Consider the following 20,989-nt stretch of genomic DNA (forward strand, 5'->3'; position numbering starts at 1 on the left):
GGATTAAAGGGAATTAGTACAGCAGTACCGCTTGTTTAAACAGTTCTTTTTCGGCAAATAGTCTTTCTGCTACGATACCTCTGTTTCTACAGTCTTCGATTAACATGTTCGATTGCACAATTGGGTTGGATTCATCTGTATATTCAACATCCAAAATGTGTCGCACCCATGGTTCTTCTCCCATGGCATACACATAAACTTCTTTAACATTAAAACAGTTTACCATTTTGATTCCTTCGTCGTAATTGCTGCCTCTTCCTCTTCGGCTGAAGTCTTTTTCGCGTTCCTGTTTGGTGGTAAAAATGGGACCATACACCCACGAAGCCGGTGCTCCGTCGCATTCCATTCCCATGAACAGCACGTCTACATCACCAATAATCTCATGAACATGTTCGTACAATTCCGGCGACTGATTGCAGGAATCTGCTACTGCCAATAAAGAATAACCGTCTAATTCAACGTGATACGAAAGTTTACTGTTGATGTGAATGTCATGATGTTCGCCGATAAATGGAATTCCTGTAATTTTGATACCATCGATAGCCGAAATGGTTTGCAATTCTTCTAATTCTATAATATTCTCAAATCCCAGATTTCGTAACAGTAAATTCAATGACGGGTCCTGAATGGCACCGCCTATGCTTTTACCCACAACTATATTTTTGACTTTGTGTCGTATTTGCAGCATCGTTTCCATCAATATGTGGTCGTGATGTCCGTGAGTGATCAGTACATAATCTATTTCGTCCGGCAAATCATCATAGGTAAATCGGGACACATCAGATTCGTAAGTATAGCTTAAAACCGGATCGAGCACGATCGAGTGTTCTTTGGTTTCGATCAGAATACAAGCATGTCCGAAGTACCGGATGCGCATACTGTCTCCGGTATATTTTTCATACTTTTTTGGCTCTTCTGTAGTAAATAAATCTCTAAACAGTGCCTCATCGTTTTGATCAATATTCAAAAGTTCTTTGATGTATTCGAAAGTTTGAGGCTCACGTTTCATCTTGAACAACTCGTCGATTTGTTTCGATTTAAAAGGTAATTTTAATTCCAATGCTGCTTCCAGATTAGACAATCTTGGCGTGGAGAAGATAAAAGGCCGGTCGGCATCCTTATTAATTAAAGACAGCTTCACCGTCTGAAAATCTTCTACATAATACGGACTGGCATAAATAAGAGGCTCATAAAATCTGAAATCCGGTCTGTGATGCCTGTCATAATACAATTCGACATACCCTCTGATTGCCGATGGAACTTCTTTGTACAGCGGCTGCATCAAATGTCCAGTTGCTTTTTTCTTAAGCAATTTGTCCAGTTCTTTTACGGCATCTGTAAACTCAAAAAGCGGGGCTGCCATTTTCTTTGTGTTTTCCAACAAAGCTGCTACTTCATCAACATGCTTTTTGTCTAAATCGATAAAAGGACCTCCTCTAAAAGCAGGATCCTTCACGGCAGTCTCATGTATGCTTGGGTCGTTGATATACGATTCCATAATCGGAATGTATCGGTTTACCACATTAAACCCCGTTAGAATTGGCGGGATAATGTGATGCCATGCATACCAGTTTGAAATTAACGGTTCTACTTGTACGTTATTTTTCAGATATATTTTTGGAGTAGCCATTTAAATTTATTTTATAGTTTTAAAAAATGGGATTAGGTTATAGGGAGATATTTTCAAAATCATCTGTAATCACGACTTCCGCATTGACGAGCTGCGCCTTTTTTATTTCAGCTGCCATTTCTCCTAAAGTGGCATTATTGAAAATCGAAATCAGATCGAGTTTTGCGTTAAATTCCGCTTTTATTCTCGTGATTAAATAAGTGGCTTTTAAACTGTGACCTCCTATTTTAAAAAAGTCGTCCAGTACTCCCACTTTATCGATTTCCAGCACTTCTTCCCACAATGCGGCAAGTTTACTTTCTGTTTCGTCCCGGGGCGCCAGGTAGTTTCGGGAAACATTTTCGGTTAAAGACTTGTTCTGCAACAATTTCTTTTTGTCTGTTTTTCCATTTAGAGTCAGCGGAAATTCTTTCAAGCTTATAAAGTGAGACGGAATCATATATTCCGGCAGTTTGTCTTCTAAAAATTCTTTAATATCATCACTGTCTGAAACCGAATCGGCTTTTAGCACAAAAAAGGCAACGGTTTCTTTAATTCCTAAACTGTCTTCTTTCACCACTACTACAGCATCTTCGATTGCTTCGTGTTCTTTGATAACAGTTTCTATTTCGCCCAGTTCGATTCTAAATCCTCTCACTTTTACCTGATCGTCATTTCGTCCGGCATATTCAATCGTACCGTTAGGGAGCCATTTTCCTAAATCACCGGTTTTGTATAGTTTTTCGCCTTCAGCAAATGGATTATCGATAAACTTCTGATTGGTTAATTCCGGCTTGTTCAAATACCCTTCGGCTAAACCGGCTCCGCTTACATAAATTTCCCCAATGGCTCCAAGAGGAAGCAATTTTTCGTTGGTTCCGAGAATGTAAATTTTAGTGTTGGCGATTGGAAATCCGATAGGAACATTAGAAAGTTTCTGTAGCTGATTTTCATTCACTTTATAAATCGTAGCACAAATACTGGTTTCTGTAGGGCCGTAAGCATTAAAACAGGTACCACCATAAGTCAAATATTTTTTAACTTCTTCGGTAGGAGCTGCTTCTCCGGCAGTTACCAGCTTTTTTTAAACTTTTAATTTTGTCCAGCTGCAGTAATTTTAAATAGGACGGAGAAATGGTTGCGAAATGAATTGCGTGTTCTTCGATATAATTTTCCAGCTCTTCGGTGTCTTTTTTTACCTCATCGGTTATGATGTGTAACTCTCCGCCCGAAGCCAAAACCGTAAAGATTTCTGAAATCGAAGCATCAAAAGAAAACGAGGCCAACTGAAGGGCTTTTTCTTTGTTTTCATTCCCAAAAATTTCCATCTGAGATAAAATTGTATTTGAAATAGCACCCTGTTTTATCGAAACTCCCTTAGGAAGACCGGTTGAACCGGAAGTATAAATCAGATAGGCCAAATCATCGGCACTGCTATTCGATTGCTCCATAACACTGCTGTAGAGCTTTTCCATCGATCTGAAATCATAAATTTCATCAGAATCGATAACCAGCTTGCAATCGCTGTTTTCAATGATGTAATCGATTCGCTCTTCGGGATAAGCAATATCAATGGGTACATAAACTCCTCCGCTTTTTAGAATCCCAAGCAATGAAATAACATTCCACTCGCTTCGGTCTAATTTAACACCAACAAATTCATTTGCCTTTATACCGTATTTTTTCTTTAAATAATTCCCAAGTTTGTTGGATACCTCATCCAATTCCTGATATGTTATTTTTTTATCTTCAAAAACCAATGCGGTCTGCTCTGGTGTTTCTAATACCTGCTTTTGAAACAGACCAATTAAGGTGTCGGGCTGCGCGCTATAATCTCTTGCCGTGTCATTAAAGACATGAAGTAGTAAATTTTCTTCCTCCGTATTCAGGAATGATAATCCCGATAAACTTTGATCCGCGTTTGCTACTACCTGATGCAACAGCACTTTTAGGTTAGAGATTAACCTCACAATGGTTTCTCTAATGTACAATCCTGATTTATATTCAATTTTACCTTCTAACTGTCCCTCGCTTTCTATGAAGTTGAATACTAAGTCGAACAGGCATTTTTTCAGGGTTACGTCATCGTATTCTGCGATATGCAAATCATCTATTTCGAGTGCTTGTTTATCGGCTTCTATCGAATTGTCTCTCAGTACAAACCAAACGTCAAACAACGGATGGCGGTTACGGCTCAATTGAAGATCTAAATTAAGAACGAGTTCGTCAAAAGCGACCATTTGATTTTCCTGTGCATCGATAACACTTTGTTCTACCTGATGCAGTAAACTTATAAAATCGTGATCTTCATTGAATACTGTTCGCAAAGGAACAGTGTTGATGTAAAGCCCGATCTGGTCTTCTAAATCGGTATGTATTCTGCCTCCGATAGGCGTACCAACGGTAATATCCTGTTGATGGGTATATTTGTATAATAACGTTTTAACCAATGATAAAAGTCCGGTAAAAACGGTAATCGAGTGGCTCTCACAGAAGTTTTTAAATTTTGAAAAAGTCTCTTTCTCAATTGTAAAATCAACTGAATCTCCGTCATATGCATTGATTGCTGCTCTTGATTTATCGGTTGGAAAGTCTAATACCGGAACTTCTCCCTCAAACTTTTTTAACCAATGCTGCAGCTGATTTTTATATTCCTCCGACTGAAACTGCTCGGTTTGCCATTGCGCATAATCTTTATACTGAATTTTTAATTCAGAAGCTGCAATTGCTTTTCCCTGGGATAGATTTTGATAATTCGAAACAAATTCTTTCGTCAAAATATTCATAGACAATCCGTCACTGATGATATGATGCATTACAAAAGAGAACATCCACTGATCGTCTTTGATCTGATACAATTTCAATCGCAGCAAAGAATCTTCTTCCAGATTAAAAGGTTTATCGATTTCCTGGTTGATTCTAGCATCAATTATCTCCTGAGAATATTGATTTGGTCTGAAATCTTCAATCGTTAAATTCAGTAAATTTTCATTAAAGACTTTAATATATTGCTTCACGATACCATTTTCATCCAGTCTGAAAACCGTTCTCAGACTTTCATGTCTTTTCAGAATAGCCAAAAAAGCTGCTGCAAATACCGAAATGTCCAATACACCGGTAAACGTAAAAGTCTTGTACATGTTGAGCGCTATACTCGCATCGTCCAGATGCGACAACAGCCATAATCTTCTTTGCCCTGACGAAAGCAGGTAACTGCTGCTTTCCGGTACTTTTTTAATTTCCTGATAAACAGTCGTAGTTGTCCCTGCTATTTTTTTGGCCAGACTTTGAATGTTTCTGTTTTCGAAAATATCTCTCAGATTGATTTTCACATTAAATTCTCTGTTGATGCTATTCGCTAAATGTGTAGCACTTAAACTGTGACCGCCCAGTGTAAAAAAATCTTCGAGTATCCCAATCTTGGTCTGATTTAATATTCCTTCCCAAATTACTACCAGTTTTTGCTCCAGCTCGTTCTGTGCAGGAACGTAGGCAATGGTTGTTTTTAGGCTTAGTCCGTTACTTTGGCGTAGTTTATTTCGGTCAGCTTTACCGCTATTGGTTAAAGGAATTTCATTTACTACCACAAAATTTGACGGGATCATATAAACAGGAAGTTTAGTTCCCAGCCATAAGTTGAGTTCTTCCTTCACCAATTCACCATTTGCTACAATATAGCCTGTCAGATATTTATCTCCGCTGTTTTCATTAGTATGGTCTAAAACCACAGCCGTTTGTATTTGTGGATGTTGGTTTAATACTGCTTCTATTTCTTCCAGCTCTATCCTGAATCCTCTGATTTTTACCTGAAAATCTTTTCTACCTAAATATGCTACATTTCCATCAGGCAGCCACATGCCCAGATCTCCGGTTCGGTACATTTTCACTCCGGGTTGAAATGGATTCGGTACAAACTTTTGATGAGTCAACTCCGGATTGTTTAGGTAACCAAGGGCCAGTCCTTTTCCGGCAATGCAGATTTCTCCCGCTACACCAATCGGCTGAACGGCATCGGACTCGTTTAAAATATAAAGCTGTGTGTTCCAAATTGGTTTTCCAATCGGGATTATTTCATTGCCTACACTCGTATTAAAGAAAGTAACGTCTATAGAAGCTTCTGTCGGGCCATAAAGATTGTAAATGGGTGCAGCCGATACTTTATTGTACCATTCCTTAACGGTCAATGGTGTTAAAGCTTCGCCACTGGTTATTACGGCACGCAAACTAGACAATTTGCCCGCTAATTGTTCTGTGTTAGTTACAGAAGCAATAAAAGTATTAAGCATACTTGGCACAAAATGCAGACTGGTTACGTCATTGTTTTGGATTAAATTCAGAATGCGATGCGGTTCTGAAATGTCTTCCTGTTGGCAAAGTACCATTTTGGTTCCCCAGCACAAAGGCATGAAAATTTCCCATACCGAAACATCAAAGGTAAAAGTGGTTTTTTGCAGAATAACGTCTTTCGAAGAATAGTTGTATTCGTTCCACATCCAGTCAATTCTGTTGGTTACTCCTTCATGGGTAATCATACAGCCTTTCGGATTTCCGGTTGATCCGGAGGTATACAGTACATAAGCCAGATCGGTAACTTTATTGTGATTTTCAGGATTGCTTTTAGGCAAAGAAGCCAACTGTTCTGAGATACTTTCTAAAGTTTCCTCATCAATTAAAAATTTACACTGACTGTCGGCTATAATGAAATTGATTCTTTCTTCGGGATATTGCGGTTCTACCGGAATATAAGCGCCTCCGGCTTTAATGATGGCCATAAGGGCGATAATCATTTGCTCGCTTCTTGGAAGTTTTACGACTACAAAATCACCTTGTTTGATGTTTTTTTCTTCCCGTAAATAATGAGCCAGCTGATTCACTTTTTCATTCAGTTCCTGAAAAGTAAATTCTTTCTCTTTGAAACGAAGTGCTGTGTGATTGGCAAATTTCTCTACTTGTTCTTCGAATAAAACATTCAACGGAACACATCCCTGATTATCGAATTGTGTAGCATTGAAATCTAAAACCAATTTTTTCTTTTCGCTCTCAGTTACCAGAGAAAGGCTCTCTATTGTTTCTGACGGAGTGTTGCTTACTAAGTTTAATAAATGCTCAAAATGTACCGTGATTTGTTCTATAAAAAACGTGTCATACAAATCGGTATTATAAACAATACTCAATTCTAAATTTTCATCTACCTCAACAAAATTGAAAAGCAAATCAAACTTACTGGTTTTGTTTTCTGTCTCTAAAGCCTGAACAGTTAATTGATCTCCGATGTTTTTTACGTTCGTACTTTCGTTGTTTTGTAAAATCAGGAAGATATCAAACAATGGATTTCTGCTTAAATCGCTCTCCAACTGTGCTTCTTCTATCAGTTTGTCAAAAGGATACGATTGATAGTGATAAGCTTTTAAAGTGCTTTCTTTAATGTCCTTAAGAAAAGATTCGAAACTGTCTTTCGGATTCATCACTCCTCTTAAAGCAATGGTATTTAAATACAGTCCCAACTGATTGTGAAGTACCTGTAACTCACGCCCTGCTATTGGCGAACCCACAATTAAATCTGTCTGGTTGGTATATTTGTAAAGTACTATTTTTAAAGTGGCCAACAATCCCATGAATAAAGTACTCTCGTTGTCCAGACAAACTCTCCTGAACTTCGTACTTATTTCTTTACTTATGGTTCTGTAAACGGTATCACCATTATAGTTTTTTAAAACCGGTCTTGTTTTACTGAAAGGAAGCTGTACTTTAGGGATTTCACCTGAAATCTGCGACAGCCAATATTCTTTGTGCGCTGCAAAATAATCATCACTCCATAATTTTTGCTGCCAAACTGCGTATTCTTTGTATTGTATCGTTAAGGGTTCTTTAGCAACATTTACGCCTTTTTCTAATGCTGTGTAGTTTTCTAATAACTCATTTATAAGTACTCCCATCGACCAGCCGTCACTGATGATGTGATGAATCATAAAGAAGAATATCCACTTCTGATCTTCTATTTGATAAACGGTACTTTTTAGCAACAGCTCTTTTTCTAAATCAAAAGAATAAGACATTTCTTTGCTAATTAGTTCTTCTGCGCTCGTTGTTTGATTTCTTAGATCTATTTCTTCTACCTTAAATTGTATTGCTGCGGCCGGGATTATTTTTTGTGCAACGGTATTCTCCTTATTGACAAACCTGGTTCTTAGAATTTCATGACGTTCGATAATCAACTGAAAAGCATGCTCCAATGTTTTAACATTCAGATTCCCTTCAAAAGAGTATAAAGCCGGAACATTATAGGCTTTACTAGATTCTTCCATTTGACTTAAAACCCACATTCTGTATTGTGAAGAAGATAATGGATAATACTCTAAATCGGCTGTTTTTAGTATTTCTGGCCATACAGGTTTTGATGCCTGCAGCTTTTGACTGTTCAGTAAAAAAAGAGTCAACTCTTCTCTGTTCTTTTTTATTTCTTCAATTAAACCGGGAGCAATAGTAGATTTTTCGGCAAAAACCTTCAGTTTATTATCTATGAGTTCAAGTAAAATTCCTTCTCCCTGTAGTTTATCAATTAAGTCTTTCATTGGTTTATTTTAATTTTCAGAGGATATTTCAATTATTAAAGTAAAGCAGTCTTATTATAAGTCGATATCGATTTCCTGAAGGTCTTTTTTGTTTGCTGTCAGCTCTTCTTGTTTTTGAATAAACCTGAGCTGTTCGGCCATCGTTTCGATAGTTCTGAATTGAAATACATGTCCGATACTCACTTCAACGCCAAAGCTTTCCTGAATCATATTGGCTAATTTTACGGCTCTCAAACTGTGTCCTCCTATTTCAAAAAAATCATCGGTTACACTGATCTTTTCGATCAACAATATTTCACTCCAAATCTCAGAGAGGGTTTTCTCTGTTTCATTTCGGTAGGATATGTATTCTCTTTCTAATTGCGACAAATCAATTTCAGGAAGAAGGTCTTTGTCAATCTTTCCATTTTTATTCAAAATGAAATCTTCCACTTCGATAAAATAAGTTGGAATCATATAAAAAGGAAGTCTTTCTGCCAGATAAGCCTTTAACTCCTTTTGATTCATAACCTGATTGGACTTAACATAAGCCACAATAAATTTTTCGTCTGCTGCCTCTGATAATTGTTTCAATACCACCACAGCCCCATTGATATCTGGGTGTGCATCTAAAGTTTTTTCAATATCGTTGAGTTCAATTCGGTAACCGCGAAGTTTGATCTGACTGTCTTTTCTTCCAAAAAATTTGATATTTCCATTCGGCAACCACAATCCTAAATCACCGGTTTTATAAACTCGTTCTCTATTCAAACTCCTCGGATTCAGAAACTTTTCGGCATTTAATTCTTCTGCATTTAAGTAGCCTAATGAAAGTCCGTCACCTGCCAGGTATATTTCTCCAACAACTCCCAGCGGACACAGCTCTAAGTTTTGATCTAAGATGTAAGCCTTCGAATTGTTGATCGGTTTACCAATCGGAATATCCTCTTCTACCGGTGCTGTAATTTTATAGGTTGCCGAAAACGTAGTGTTTTCTGTAGGTCCGTAACCGTTAATAAGGTTCAGTTCCGGGTAGGCTTCCAGTAATTTACGGATGTGTTTAGCTGATAATTTTTCACCTCCTGCCAGTACATTGATTAATCCTTCAAAAAGGGATACGTCCTGATCAGTAAACTGGTTTAGCAGTCCCGATGTAAACCACATGGTATCTACTTTTTCTGTTTTTATTAGCGAAGCAAGTTTAGTTGTGTTTAACAAATCTTCTTTGTCGCATAAAACCAATTTTCCACCATTAAGCAATGCTCCCCAAAACTCAAACGTCGAGGCATCAAAAGAAACAGAACCTGTAGACAAGATAGCGTGTACCCTATCAAAATCGATGTAATTGGTGTTTTTAACCAGTCTGGTAACCCCTTTATGCGGTACTAAAACGCCTTTTGGATTTCCGGTAGAGCCGGAAGTGTACATGATGTATGCCGGAGCATCGGGACTGTTCGTTATTTGCGGGGCTGGAGAATGATTTTCTAAAGCGTCTAACTGAACATCAATGGCGATAATACTTCCTTCAAAAAAGTCAAGATCAAACATATAATCCATCTGGGTAATGATGACTTTTGCGCCGATATCATTGACAATAAATTCTTTTCTGATCTTAGGACTTTCCACATCGATTGGAACATATACTCCGCCGGCTTTTAAAATCCCGAGTATGGTACTGATCAAAAGTTCTGATTTATCTAAAATGATTCCTACTTTTTCTCCACTAGTCACTCCATACTCTGTGATTAACAAATGTGCAATTTTGTTTGCATTACGATCTAATTCCTCGTAAGTCAATTGTTGGTTTTTATATACAACGGCTATTTGTGCAGGCGTTTTTCTAACCTGATACTGAAAGGCTTCGACAATGTCCAGACAAACCTGAGAATTAAAGGTTCCGGCACTAAAATCTGATGTAAAAAGCTGTATCTCGCCTACTGATAAATAAGGCAGGGAAGCAATAGAATTATGCGGATTTGCAATTACGGCATTCAGCAGGTTGTGAAAATGTTTCTGAATTTGACGAATAAAAATGGTATCAAAAATGTCCGTATTGTAGACTAAGCTAAATTCCAGTCCCTTTACCGTTTCTACAAAATTGAATGAAATGTCAAATCGGCTTACCGTTGCTTTTATTTTTTCATAGAGGGCTATTTCAAGGCCTTCAGTATTGAGAACTTCTAATTTTTGATCTAAATCGGCATTTTGTAAAACAACTGTAGCATCAAATAAAGGATTTCTGCTGATATCATGTGTCAGATTCAAATCACCAATTAATTGTTCAAAAGGATAAATCTGATGTTCGTAAGCTTCCTGTGTTCCTTTTTTTACCTTTCGGAATAAATCAATTATGGAATCTTTGTGTGAAAACTGACTGCGCAATGGCAATACGTTAATGAAACAACCGATTTGCCCGTCTAAATCAATATGATTTCTACCGCTAATTGTAGTTCCCAGTATAATATCTTCCTGATTGGTATATTTATAAATCAGAACATTTGTCACGGTTAGCAACCCCATGAACAAAGTCAGGTTTTCCTGATCCAGTATATTTTTAAAATGTTTTAATGTTCTGTTATCAATATTTATGGTAATTGTTTCGCCGTTATAGGATTTAATTTTAGGACGAATTTTACTTTTTTGAAGGTTGAGCACCGGAAGCTCTCCTGAGAATTTCTCCGTCCAGTAGGCTTTATGAACCTGCAACGATTCATTCTCCAGTTGTTCATTCTGCCAGGCAGCAAAATCTTTGTATTGTATTCTGAGCGGTTTAAAATCTAAAGCAAGTTTATTTTTATGGGCTTTGTACAAATGCAGCAGCTCTTCAATAAAGACCTCCATAGACAGTCCGTCGCTAATAATATGATGCATCACTGCTACCAGTATCGCTTTGGATTCTTCTACCTGCAATACACTTACTTTTAAAAGCGGTCCTTCCGATAAATTAAATACTACCTGAATGAGGTTGTTAATGGTCTCTTCTAATTCCTTTTCTGAACGATGGTAAAAATCAACGAAATCAATCTCAAAATTACTTTCCGATTCAGGCAAAATAAATTGTCTTAATTCCTGATTTTCATCTTCTTTAAAAGTGGTTCTGAAACTTTCGTGTCGTTTAGTTATCGTTTTAAAAGCAAAAGCTAAGGCCGTTTGATCCAGATCTCCCGTCAAGGTGTAGATACTTGGAATTGTGTAGGCTTTGTTGGCTTCCTGAAACTGACTCAATGCCCAAAAGCGCTGTTGCGATGATGACACTGCATAATTTGACTGCTCTGTCAGGGCTTCTATTTCCTGAAATACATTCTCCTGAGCCCGCAGTATCGTTTCTGAGAGCGCTTTAATGTTTCGGTCTTCAAAAACGTTTCCGATATCTATTTTTATATTTAAGTTTTTATGAATGGTCGACACCAGATTCATTGCCTTGATACTGTGTCCGCCAATGTCGAAAAAGTCATCGGTTATACTGATGTCTTCTTTATCAAACAGTTCTTTCCAGATGTTGTGCAGGGCTATTTGGATTTCGGTTGTTGGTAAAACAAGCTCTCTGGTCGTTTCCGTATTTGATTTTGCCAGTTTGTTTAATTCTTTCTGATCAACTTTGCCGTTTCTGTTTAATGGAATTTGTGGCACCTGAGTAATATGAGCCGGAACCATATAATTAGGCAGTTTTTGTGTCAGGAAAGAACGAAGCTCTTCAGTATTAATAGTAACATCGGCAACAAAAAACGCTGCTAAAAATTTCACATCATGGCTGTCTTTGTTTACAAGAATTACAGCTTCGGTAATACTATTGAAACTCGTTATCTTTCGTTCGATTTCACCTAATTCAATTCTGAAACCACGAATTTTCACCTGACTGTCTCTTCTTCCTAAAATTTCTATGGTACCGTCAGGCAGCCATTTACAGATGTCTCCGGTTTTATACAACAAAACGTTTTCCTGATAAGGATTTTCAACAAAACTTTTTGAGGTAAGTTCTTCTTGGTTTAAGTAGCCCGCTGCAACGCCTTCGCCAGAAACATACAACTCTCCTGCAATACCAACAGGCTGTAATTTCATACTCTCGTTAAGAATGTAACATTGGGTATAGGAAATTGGTTTTCCAATCGGAATTCCTGATGCTTCTTCTGAAACTTCTTCAACAGGGTAAAAGGTCGAAAAAGTAGTATTCTCGGTTGGGCCATAAACGTGTACCAGTCTTCCGCTTCCGAAATGATTGACAAACTTTCGCACATGAGAAACGGAAACCATCTCTCCGCCAAAAAGAATTTTTCTCAAATTTTTAAGACTGTCAATGTCAGTATCCACCATGGAGTTGAACAAAGCCGTTGTCATAAAAACAACCGAAATTTCATTTGCCGTAATGGCCTGAAACAACAATTCAAAATTGAGCACTAAATCTTTTTCCGGAATGTGTAAAGTTGCTCCATTTAATAATGCTCCCCAAATATCAAAAGTAGAACCGTCGAAAGAAGAATTTGAGATGGCCAGAATACGGTCCTGAGGATTAATTTCGATATAATTGGTTTCTTTCACCAAGCGTACGATACTTTTGTCTTTTACCACAACACCTTTAGGCACTCCGGTTGATCCTGAAGTATACATGATGTAAGCGATATCTCCTTTACTATTGTTTTCCCAGTTTACATCGGAAATATTTTCTTCATTAAGCATTACGTCTATACTAAATAACGGAATATCGTAATGAAGCAGGTCGTTCAGATACTCGATTTGAGTGATGATCACTTTGGGCTGTGTGTCCGACAAGATATAATCAAGTCTTTCTGTTGTAAGATTATAATCCAGAGGCAAATAAGTAGCCCCCAGTTTTAATGCCGCAGCAAAAGAGAAAATGGTATTGTCCGAATAATCAGTCATGATCCCGATAATATCCCCGGATGTAATTCCGTACTCTTTTTGCAATAAACTCGCCAGATGATTCACTTTTCGGTTTACGGCTGTGTAGGTGTATTTTTTTTCTTTATAAACTAAAGCAATGTTCTCAGGTGTTGCTTTTACCTGCTGTTCAAAAATCCCGATAACACTTGCGTTGATCTTCTTATCAGATTCACCTGAAAACTCCTGTAACTGCTGTTTTTCAGAGGCCGTAATGAATTCAATATCATCAACCTTAGTATCAATCAGCTCACTACTATTTTCAAGTATATACGTAAAATGCTCCACCATATTTTGAATGAAAAGTGCATCGTATTTCGCAGCATCAAAATGTATGGTAATTGATTCCTTACCCGCAGTGGTGTCTTCTATTTCCAGACAAAGTTTGGCCTGAGCCAATAGATTATTTCTGTGATTTAATTTCTGATATACAAAACCATATTGAAGATAATCTTCAGAAGTCAGTTCAATATTTAGAAATTCTTTTTCAATTAATTCAAAATCAATAGTATCATAAAGCAGAGTATCTTCAATTTCTTTTTTGGTTGCGTTTATCGCATCTCTTAGTGAAGAAACATTGGATATAGCGGTATGATAAAACAGTAAGGTATCTTTTTCCGGCTGTACTCCTTCCAAATTGAAAGGGGACGAAGCTACCCAGATACTTTCGTTATTAGTATATCTTTTTAATAGTGTATTAAAAACAGACAAATAAATAGTCGCTGCAGCAATGGCATTCCCTCCTGATAATTTAGCAATCTTATCCAGACTGCTCTTTTTTAATAAAAGGCTATACTGACTGGAAGGAACTTGCCCATATCTGCTCAGTAAATAACTGCTGTCGTTACTGTATTGCTTTATTTTGTTCAACCAATAATCTTGTATGATTTTTTTATCTTTCATGCTGTAGTCTGATTATATTGTAGGGATTACAAAAGGTTTATTTGAATGTTGTATTGATTTTACAGGATCACTAAAAATTGATTTCGATATTGATTCTGGAAGCTTCCAGTTGTTTTTCACGTTCGGTTTTAAAACTGTAGTCTCCTATTTCATGTTCTATGCCTTTTGACAATTCTTCGAGAAATACCAGATAACGTTCGGTAAAAAGAGCTATGGTGTCTTTGCTAAAAACCTCTTTTCTGTATTCAAGAGTGAAATTGGAACCGTTTGAAATCACCCACAAGTCATATTTAACCTGTTCTGTAGCTACACTTTGCGCTTTTGCCTTAAGATTTTCATTGATTGTAAATTCATCGTGAGTAAGCTCATTCCAGGTAAAACCGGTATTGATAAAATTGGTTCCTCTGTCTCCTCTTTCAAATTCTAAATCTCTCAGAATTAAATCGATTGGGTACATTTGGTGCTCAAAAGCTTTTGACAATTTGTGCTGAACCCCTCTGATTATGGTTTCGAAATTTTCATTTTGATGAAGTTTAACTCGTATGGGCAGCAGGTTAACATAGTACCCCAGCTGATCTTCGAGATGGGCATGAGCCCTTCCGGCAAACGGAACTCCTAATACAATATCCGATTGCTCTGTTTGTAAATGCAGGAAACTGAAAAATGCGGCTAAGTGAAATGAAAATTCAGTGACATTAAGCTTTTTAGCGATCTTCTTTATGGCTGAATTGACCTCGGCATTCAGGGAAAAATCAATTTTATTGTCTTGATTTTCAATATCATCCGGAAGCAGATACTCATATTTATAATGGAGCGGTTTTAAATGCCCCTGCAGCTCCTTCATCCAATAAGCATTGGTTATGGCGTTTGTTTCAATCTGAGTTTTCAGCCACTGACTGTATTCTTTGTACTGAATGTCTAATTTAGAAGAAGGCAGAACCGCCTCTTTTTTCAATATTGAATTGTAATTACTACTGATCTCTTCTATCAGAAGCTGCAATGACCAGGCATCGGATATGATATGATGAATTACAAATAACAAAACATGGTGTTGGGAATCGATACGAACTAATTTTGCCTTGAATAAAGACCCTTTGAACAAATCAAATTCAAAATTGCTTATTTGCTTAATTTCCTGCTGTAGTAACAGCTCTTTGTCATTAAAGTCGCTAAAATCTTCGCATCCAATCGAAAGTTTAAACTCTTCAGATGGTGTAATGAACTGTCTGATACTTTTTTCGTCATCTTCTTTAAAAACAGTTCTCAGGATTTCATGCTTTTTGATAACCCGATAGAAAGCTTCTTTAAACGCAATAATGTCAAGCGTTCCATGAAAATGATATACCGCCGGAATATTATAAGCCACTTCATTCCCTTTAAACTGACTTACCATCCAAAGGCTTTTTTGTGCATACGACATCTCGTATGAAGCCGCCGCAGGAACTGCTGTAATAGGTTCAAAATTATTAGAGAACGATCTCTTTATGAGTTCGGCCTGATCTCTTAAAACGGAATATTCAAACAGCTTTTCAAAAGGAACGGTAACCTGTAACTGTTCGTTTATTTTATTAATCAACTGTCCCAGCTTGAGACTGTGTCCTCCCAGATTAAAAAAATCATCGGTCGCACTGATGGTCTCTACTGCTAAAATATCTTTCCAGATAAGTGCTACTATTTTTTCAATCCTTCCTTTTGGCTCCACATAACCACTATTCGTCTCGTTAGTTTCATCGATATTCGGAAGTGCTTCTTTGTCTGTTTTTCCATTTGGAGATAACGGAATAAAAGGAACCTCAACATAGTATTGTGGCACCATATAAGCAGGCAGTTTGCTTTGTAGATAGGCTTTTAAATCATCTTTAGAAATAGCATTAACAGTTGTGTAATATGCCACTAAAGTATCAGCGCCTTTAAACGGTTTTACCGCCACCACAACTTGTTTTAGATCTTCTGAAAATTGCAGGAGACCATTTTCTATTTCGTCCAGCTCTATTCGATAACCTCTTAATTTTACCTGATGGTCTTTTCTGCCCAGGAATTCAATATTCCCGTCCGGAAACCATTTAACCATATCGCCCGTATCGTATAAAACACTTCCTTCAACAAATGGATTTTTGATAAATTTAGCGGCCGTAAGTTCTTCTTTATTCAAATATCCCAGAGCTACTCCTTCGCCGGCTAGATAAAGTTTTCCAACAATACCCAGTGGCGTAAGCTGTAGATTTTTGTCTAATACATAAGCCTGTGTATTGGAAATAGGTTTTCCAACCGGGATTGTTTTGTAGGCCTTTCCTTTTTCTAACTGGTAATACGTACTATAAGTCGTATCCTCAGAAGGTCCGTACAGGTTTCTGATTTCTGCTGTAGTGCGCAGCAATTCTCTGGCGATATCTACCGGAAATGGTTCACCTGCTAAATTGATGATACTGACATTTTCTAATGAAGAAAAATCTTCCTCCATCAGACTTCGTATACTGGAAGGAACGGTATTCAGTAAAACTTTTTTATCAGTTTTTAATTCTTTACTTATCTCCAAAGCATTGCTAAGGAGTTTTATAGTCTTACCAACAGATAACGTAAAAAACATTTCATAGGCCGAAAGATCAAAACAATGTGAGGTTACGGCATAGACCAAATCAAAACGTTCTGTATTGAATTCTTTTTTAGCCCAGTACAAGAGTGCTGTAACATTTTTATTGGTTATCAGAACTCCTTTTGGTTTACCTGTTGTTCCCGAAGTATAAATAACATAAGCCAAATCTCCGGCTCTGTTTATTTTTGGAAGATTTTCGATACTATAGTGTTGTTTCTTTACCTGAAATTTACTCCATTCGTTTTCGTCAATTACAACTTTGCAATTACTATCTTCTACAATATATTTTATGCGATCCTCAGGATAATTAACATCCATCGGAACATAAGCTGCTCCTGATTTAAGCACTCCTAAAATGGTTATGAGCAAACGCTCGTCTCTTTTTAAACGAACACCGACTAAATCGTTGCGGCTGATCGTATAATTTTCTCTCAGATATTCCCCCAATTGATTGGATTGCTCGTGGAGTTCTTTATAAGTCAACTGTACATCATTAAAGATAAGGGCGCAATTATTTGGCGTTTTAGCTGCCTGAGATTCAAGGAGGTCAACAATAGTAGCTTCTTTCGGAAAGTATATTTCAGTAGCATTGAATGTTTTCAGTAACAATTCCTTTTCTGTTTCCTCTAAATATTCAATCGCATCAATCGTAACGTTTGCATCATTGAATACAGTCGTTAACAAATTCTCGAAATGTTTGAAGATTGCCTTAATCCAAAAGGCATCGTATAAATCGGTATTGTATTCCAGACTTAATAACAACCTTTCCTCCTGCTCCGTAAAAATAAAACTAAGATCAAACTGAGCAGTATTTCGTTTCACTTCATAAGGCTCTATCTCAACTCCCAGCATTGGAACATTAGTCGATAGGGTGTTTAATTGTGCCTGATTTTGCAGTATGACCAACACATCAAACAAGGCCGATCTTGAAGCGTCTCTTTTTAAATTAAGTTTGTTGACTAAAGTACTGAAGGAATAATTTTGATGTTCATAAGCCTCGATTAAGATCTTTCTTTGCAGCTCTAGTAAGGTCGAAAAACTATTCGTTCCGTTTATTTCGGTTTTAATCGCTAACGTATTTAAAAATAATCCCAGCTGGTTTTCCAGATCCGGGTGCTCCCTTCCGGCTATCGGAGTCCCCAGAACGATCGTATTCTGATTTGTATAGCGGTACAACAAAGCGTTGATTCCGGCCATTAGCGTCATGAACGGGGTCACATTATTCGTCTTGGAAAAATGTTTTAATTTTGATAAAAAGGCCTCCGAAAATTGATACGAAAGTGTATTACCATTATAAGTTTGTCTGACCGGACGGCTTCTGTAACTTGGCAATTCCAAAACAGGAATATCTTCTTTAAATACAGACAACCAATAATTTTCTGAATCTAAAACTGCTTCTTCGTTTTCCTGTGACTGTAACCATATCGCATAATCTTTAAACTGAATTGCCGCAGGTGAAAAATCAATCGGTTTTTCCTGAACCAAATTATTATAAGCAGCTACAATCTCAGCAAACATAAGCTCTAACGACCAGCCATCACTTATGGTATGCTGCACCACCAATGACAGAATATGTTCGTTCTCTTCTGTTTTTAATAGTGCTGCTTTTAATAATGGTGCTTTCGTTAAATCAAAAATAGCCGCTTGTTGTTCCTTTAAATATTGAGAAATCTCTTCTGTGCTCTTATTCAGATAATTTTCGTGAGTAAGGGCAAAATTCCATTCGCCTTCTTCTAAAATGTACTGACTTATTTCGCCATCATAGCCCGCTTTAAAATACGTTCTTAAAATTTCATATTTAGCGATTAAAAGACGGAAAGCTTTTTCGAGTTTTGAAACTTCCAAATCTCCTCTAAATTTTAAGGCTCCGTGCATGTTGTACGCACTATTACCGCCTTCGAACTGACTCAGTACCCAAATTTTATGTTGTGAAGAGGTTAACGGGTAATATTCCTGCGCTTTCGCTTTGGGAATTACCTTATAACCTCCTTTTTGTATTTTTTGACTTATCTGTGCAATAGTAGGAGTTAAGAAAAACTCTTTATAAGAAATAGATCCCTCCAACTGTTTGTAAATAAGATTGATCACCTGACCGATCATTAAACTGTGTCCTCCCAAATCGAAAAAGTTGTCTTCGACACCTACTTTTTCGATCCCTAAAATTTCCTGCCAAATAATAGTCAGTGCTTTTTCTGTTTCACTTTTCGGGGCTACATAATTTGCATTGGATACCTGATTCAATGGCAAATTTTCAAGAACCTTACGATCAATTTTTCCGTTTGGTGTCAACGGAATTTTGTCCACGCCAATCAAATAATGCGGTATCATAAAAACCGGAAGCTTTTCCTTAAGGTAATTTTTTAAAATTTCGTGATCTGTCACTTTAGTTTTAGTGAAATAGACCACCAAACTTTGCACTCCGTTTTTTTGTAATACCAGAGCAACGGCTTGTGTAATATTTTCTGAAAAAGAGAGCACTGCGTTTTCAATTTCTCCCAATTCGATGCGGTATCCTCTTAATTTTACCTGATAATCTTTTCTTCCCAGGAAATCAATAGTTCCATCCGGAAGCCATTTGGCCATGTCTCCGGTATCGTACATTAAAGATTTCTCTTTAAACGGATTCGGTATGAATTTTTCAGCAGTTAGTTCAGGACGATTCAAATATCCTTTTGACAATCCATCACCCGAGATGTACAATTTTCCGGCTACACCAACAGGAACCAATTCTAATTTTTTATCCAGTAAGTAAACCTGAGTATTCGCCAGCGGCTTCCCTATCGAAACTGAAGCCGTGTACTCTTTTTGCGCTGATAATCTATAAACTGTACTGTACGTTGTATCTTCAGATGGCCCGTATAAATTTCGTATCTCGGCATTAGTCTGTAATAATTTCTTAGCAATATCAACCGGAAAAGGCTCGCCTGCCAGATTTATTATCGCGGCATTTTCTAAACGGTATCCGCTTTCTATAGTATTACGAATGCTCGACGGCACGGTATTGATCAATACCTTTTTATCGTACTGAAGTGCTTCTCCAATTTCGAGTGCATTGTCCAGAATTCTTATTTTTTTTCCAATAGATAAAGGATAAAACAATTCGTATACCGAAAGATCAAAGCAATAAGAAGTTGCCGCATAAACCACATCAAAAGCAGCAGCATTAAACTCCTCCCGAGACCAATAAAGTAAAACAACTGCATTATGATGCGTAATCATAACCCCTTTCGGATTTCCGGTAGTTCCCGAAGTATAAATGATATACGCTAAATCAGTGGACTGATTTAGTCTTTCAGGATTGTCTGTTTTATAATTGTCTTTACGACTGAGAAAATTTCTAAATTCATTTTCATCTATAACCACTTTACACTGACTGTCCTTTTCGATGTATTTGATTCGCTCTTCAGGATAATTAACATCGACAGGCACATAAGCTGCACCGGATTTAAGAATCCCTAATACAACTACTGCTATAAATTCGTTTCGTTCGAGCTTTATTCCAACTAAATCATTAGGCTGAATATCATACTCTTGTCTGAGATAATGGGCCAACTGATTCGCATGCTGATTCAGATCGTTATAAGTTAATTCCCTGTCCTTAAAAATAACAGCTGTGTAAGTTGGTGTTTTTGCTGCCTGTTCCTCAAATAACTCAACCAGCGTTTTAGTCGGATATTTTTTTACAGAAGGATTAAAAGAGTCTAACAATTCTTCTTTTTCCAACGGAGTAACAACCGGTATTTGATCAACCGAATCATTCATACAATGCTCAAGTTGCAACAGCCAGTTTGCATAAATACTTAAAAAATGAGCTGCCACATGATCCTCCACAAACGAAACATCGTAGGAAAGAGATAGCTCCAATTCTGTATCGTTTTTGTTTACTGATAATGAAAACGGAAAGTTATTTTTTGTGTGAGCTGATTTTGAATTGTAGAAAAAGCCAAAAAGCGCATATTCAGCAAAAGGATATTTTTCCTGTAACGTATCGTCGTAATCCGAATGTTTATAAACTTCCTGTAGTTCCTTTTTAACTTCCCCTAAATAATCTTTAAATGATTGACCAGATGCGGAAATACTTTTAAACAATAATGCAGTTTCAGCATCAGTAGGTTTCGACATAAAAATGAAACTCTCCACTTCAAAATAACGTTGCAGTAAAGCAGTGTAAACCGCAATTAAAACAGTTAGTTCTGCTATTGCATTCTCACCGGTAAGTTTTTTAAAAAACGAAAGATTGTTGGTATCAACTTGTATCTTCTTACTATTCCCATTTTCCGCCTTAATACTATTAATCACGGGGTTATTCTTAACTTTTGTTACCCAATAGTTCGAAATACTTTTTTGTTCGATGGTTGTCATTTAAAACTCTAATAATTTGATGGACATTTACTTCTTCAAAATGTGATGAAAAAAGTATAAGAATTCTGTTTAGTT

Annotated in this window: 5 protein-coding genes; all 5 read right to left on the reverse strand. The window is 37.1% G+C overall.

Going from position 1 to position 20,989, the window contains the following annotated elements:
* Positions 1-13: 13 nt before the first annotated feature.
* The 5 genes from C245_RS0110895 to C245_RS0110915 all read right to left on the reverse strand — a co-directional run bounded on the left by C245_RS0110895 (position 14) and on the right by C245_RS0110915 (position 20,914).
* A complete protein-coding gene (locus C245_RS0110895; protein WP_017496631.1) occupies positions 14-1,630 on the reverse strand; it encodes an MBL fold metallo-hydrolase in 1,617 nt (538 codons plus the stop codon).
* A 37-nt stretch (positions 1,631-1,667) separates the two neighbouring features.
* The gene (locus tag C245_RS24735; protein WP_017496632.1) at positions 1,668-2,639 is read right to left on the reverse strand and encodes a non-ribosomal peptide synthetase; all 972 of its coding nucleotides are present in this window, start codon (positions 2,637-2,639) and stop codon (positions 1,668-1,670) included.
* A gap of 7 nt (positions 2,640-2,646) precedes the next feature.
* The gene (locus tag C245_RS0110905; protein ID WP_017496633.1) at positions 2,647-8,181 is read right to left on the reverse strand and encodes a non-ribosomal peptide synthetase; all 5,535 of its coding nucleotides are present in this window, start codon (positions 8,179-8,181) and stop codon (positions 2,647-2,649) included.
* Positions 8,182-8,235: 54 nt separating this feature from the next.
* A complete protein-coding gene (locus tag C245_RS0110910; RefSeq protein ID WP_017496634.1) occupies positions 8,236-13,959 on the reverse strand; it encodes a non-ribosomal peptide synthetase in 5,724 nt (1,907 codons plus the stop codon).
* Positions 13,960-14,029: 70 nt separating this feature from the next.
* On the reverse strand, positions 14,030-20,914 hold the full coding sequence (locus tag C245_RS0110915; RefSeq protein ID WP_017496635.1) for a non-ribosomal peptide synthetase: 6,885 nt from the start codon (positions 20,912-20,914) through the stop codon (positions 14,030-14,032).
* Between the last annotated feature and the right edge of the window lie 75 nt (positions 20,915-20,989).

This window comes from Flavobacterium sp. WG21 (assembly GCF_000335775.1).
In the GTDB taxonomy this organism is placed as follows: Bacteria; Bacteroidota; Bacteroidia; order Flavobacteriales; family Flavobacteriaceae; genus Flavobacterium; species Flavobacterium tructae.

Coding starts and splice junctions, on each gene's coding strand:
- C245_RS0110905 (WP_017496633.1), bottom strand. CDS start 8,181: ATGAAAGACTTAATTGATAAACTACAGGGAGAAGGAATTTTACTTGAA.
- C245_RS0110895 (WP_017496631.1), bottom strand. CDS start 1,630: ATGGCTACTCCAAAAATATATCTGAAAAATAACGTACAAGTAGAACCG.
- C245_RS0110910 (WP_017496634.1), bottom strand. CDS start 13,959: ATGAAAGATAAAAAAATCATACAAGATTATTGGTTGAACAAAATAAAG.
- C245_RS0110915 (WP_017496635.1), bottom strand. CDS start 20,914: ATGACAACCATCGAACAAAAAAGTATTTCGAACTATTGGGTAACAAAA.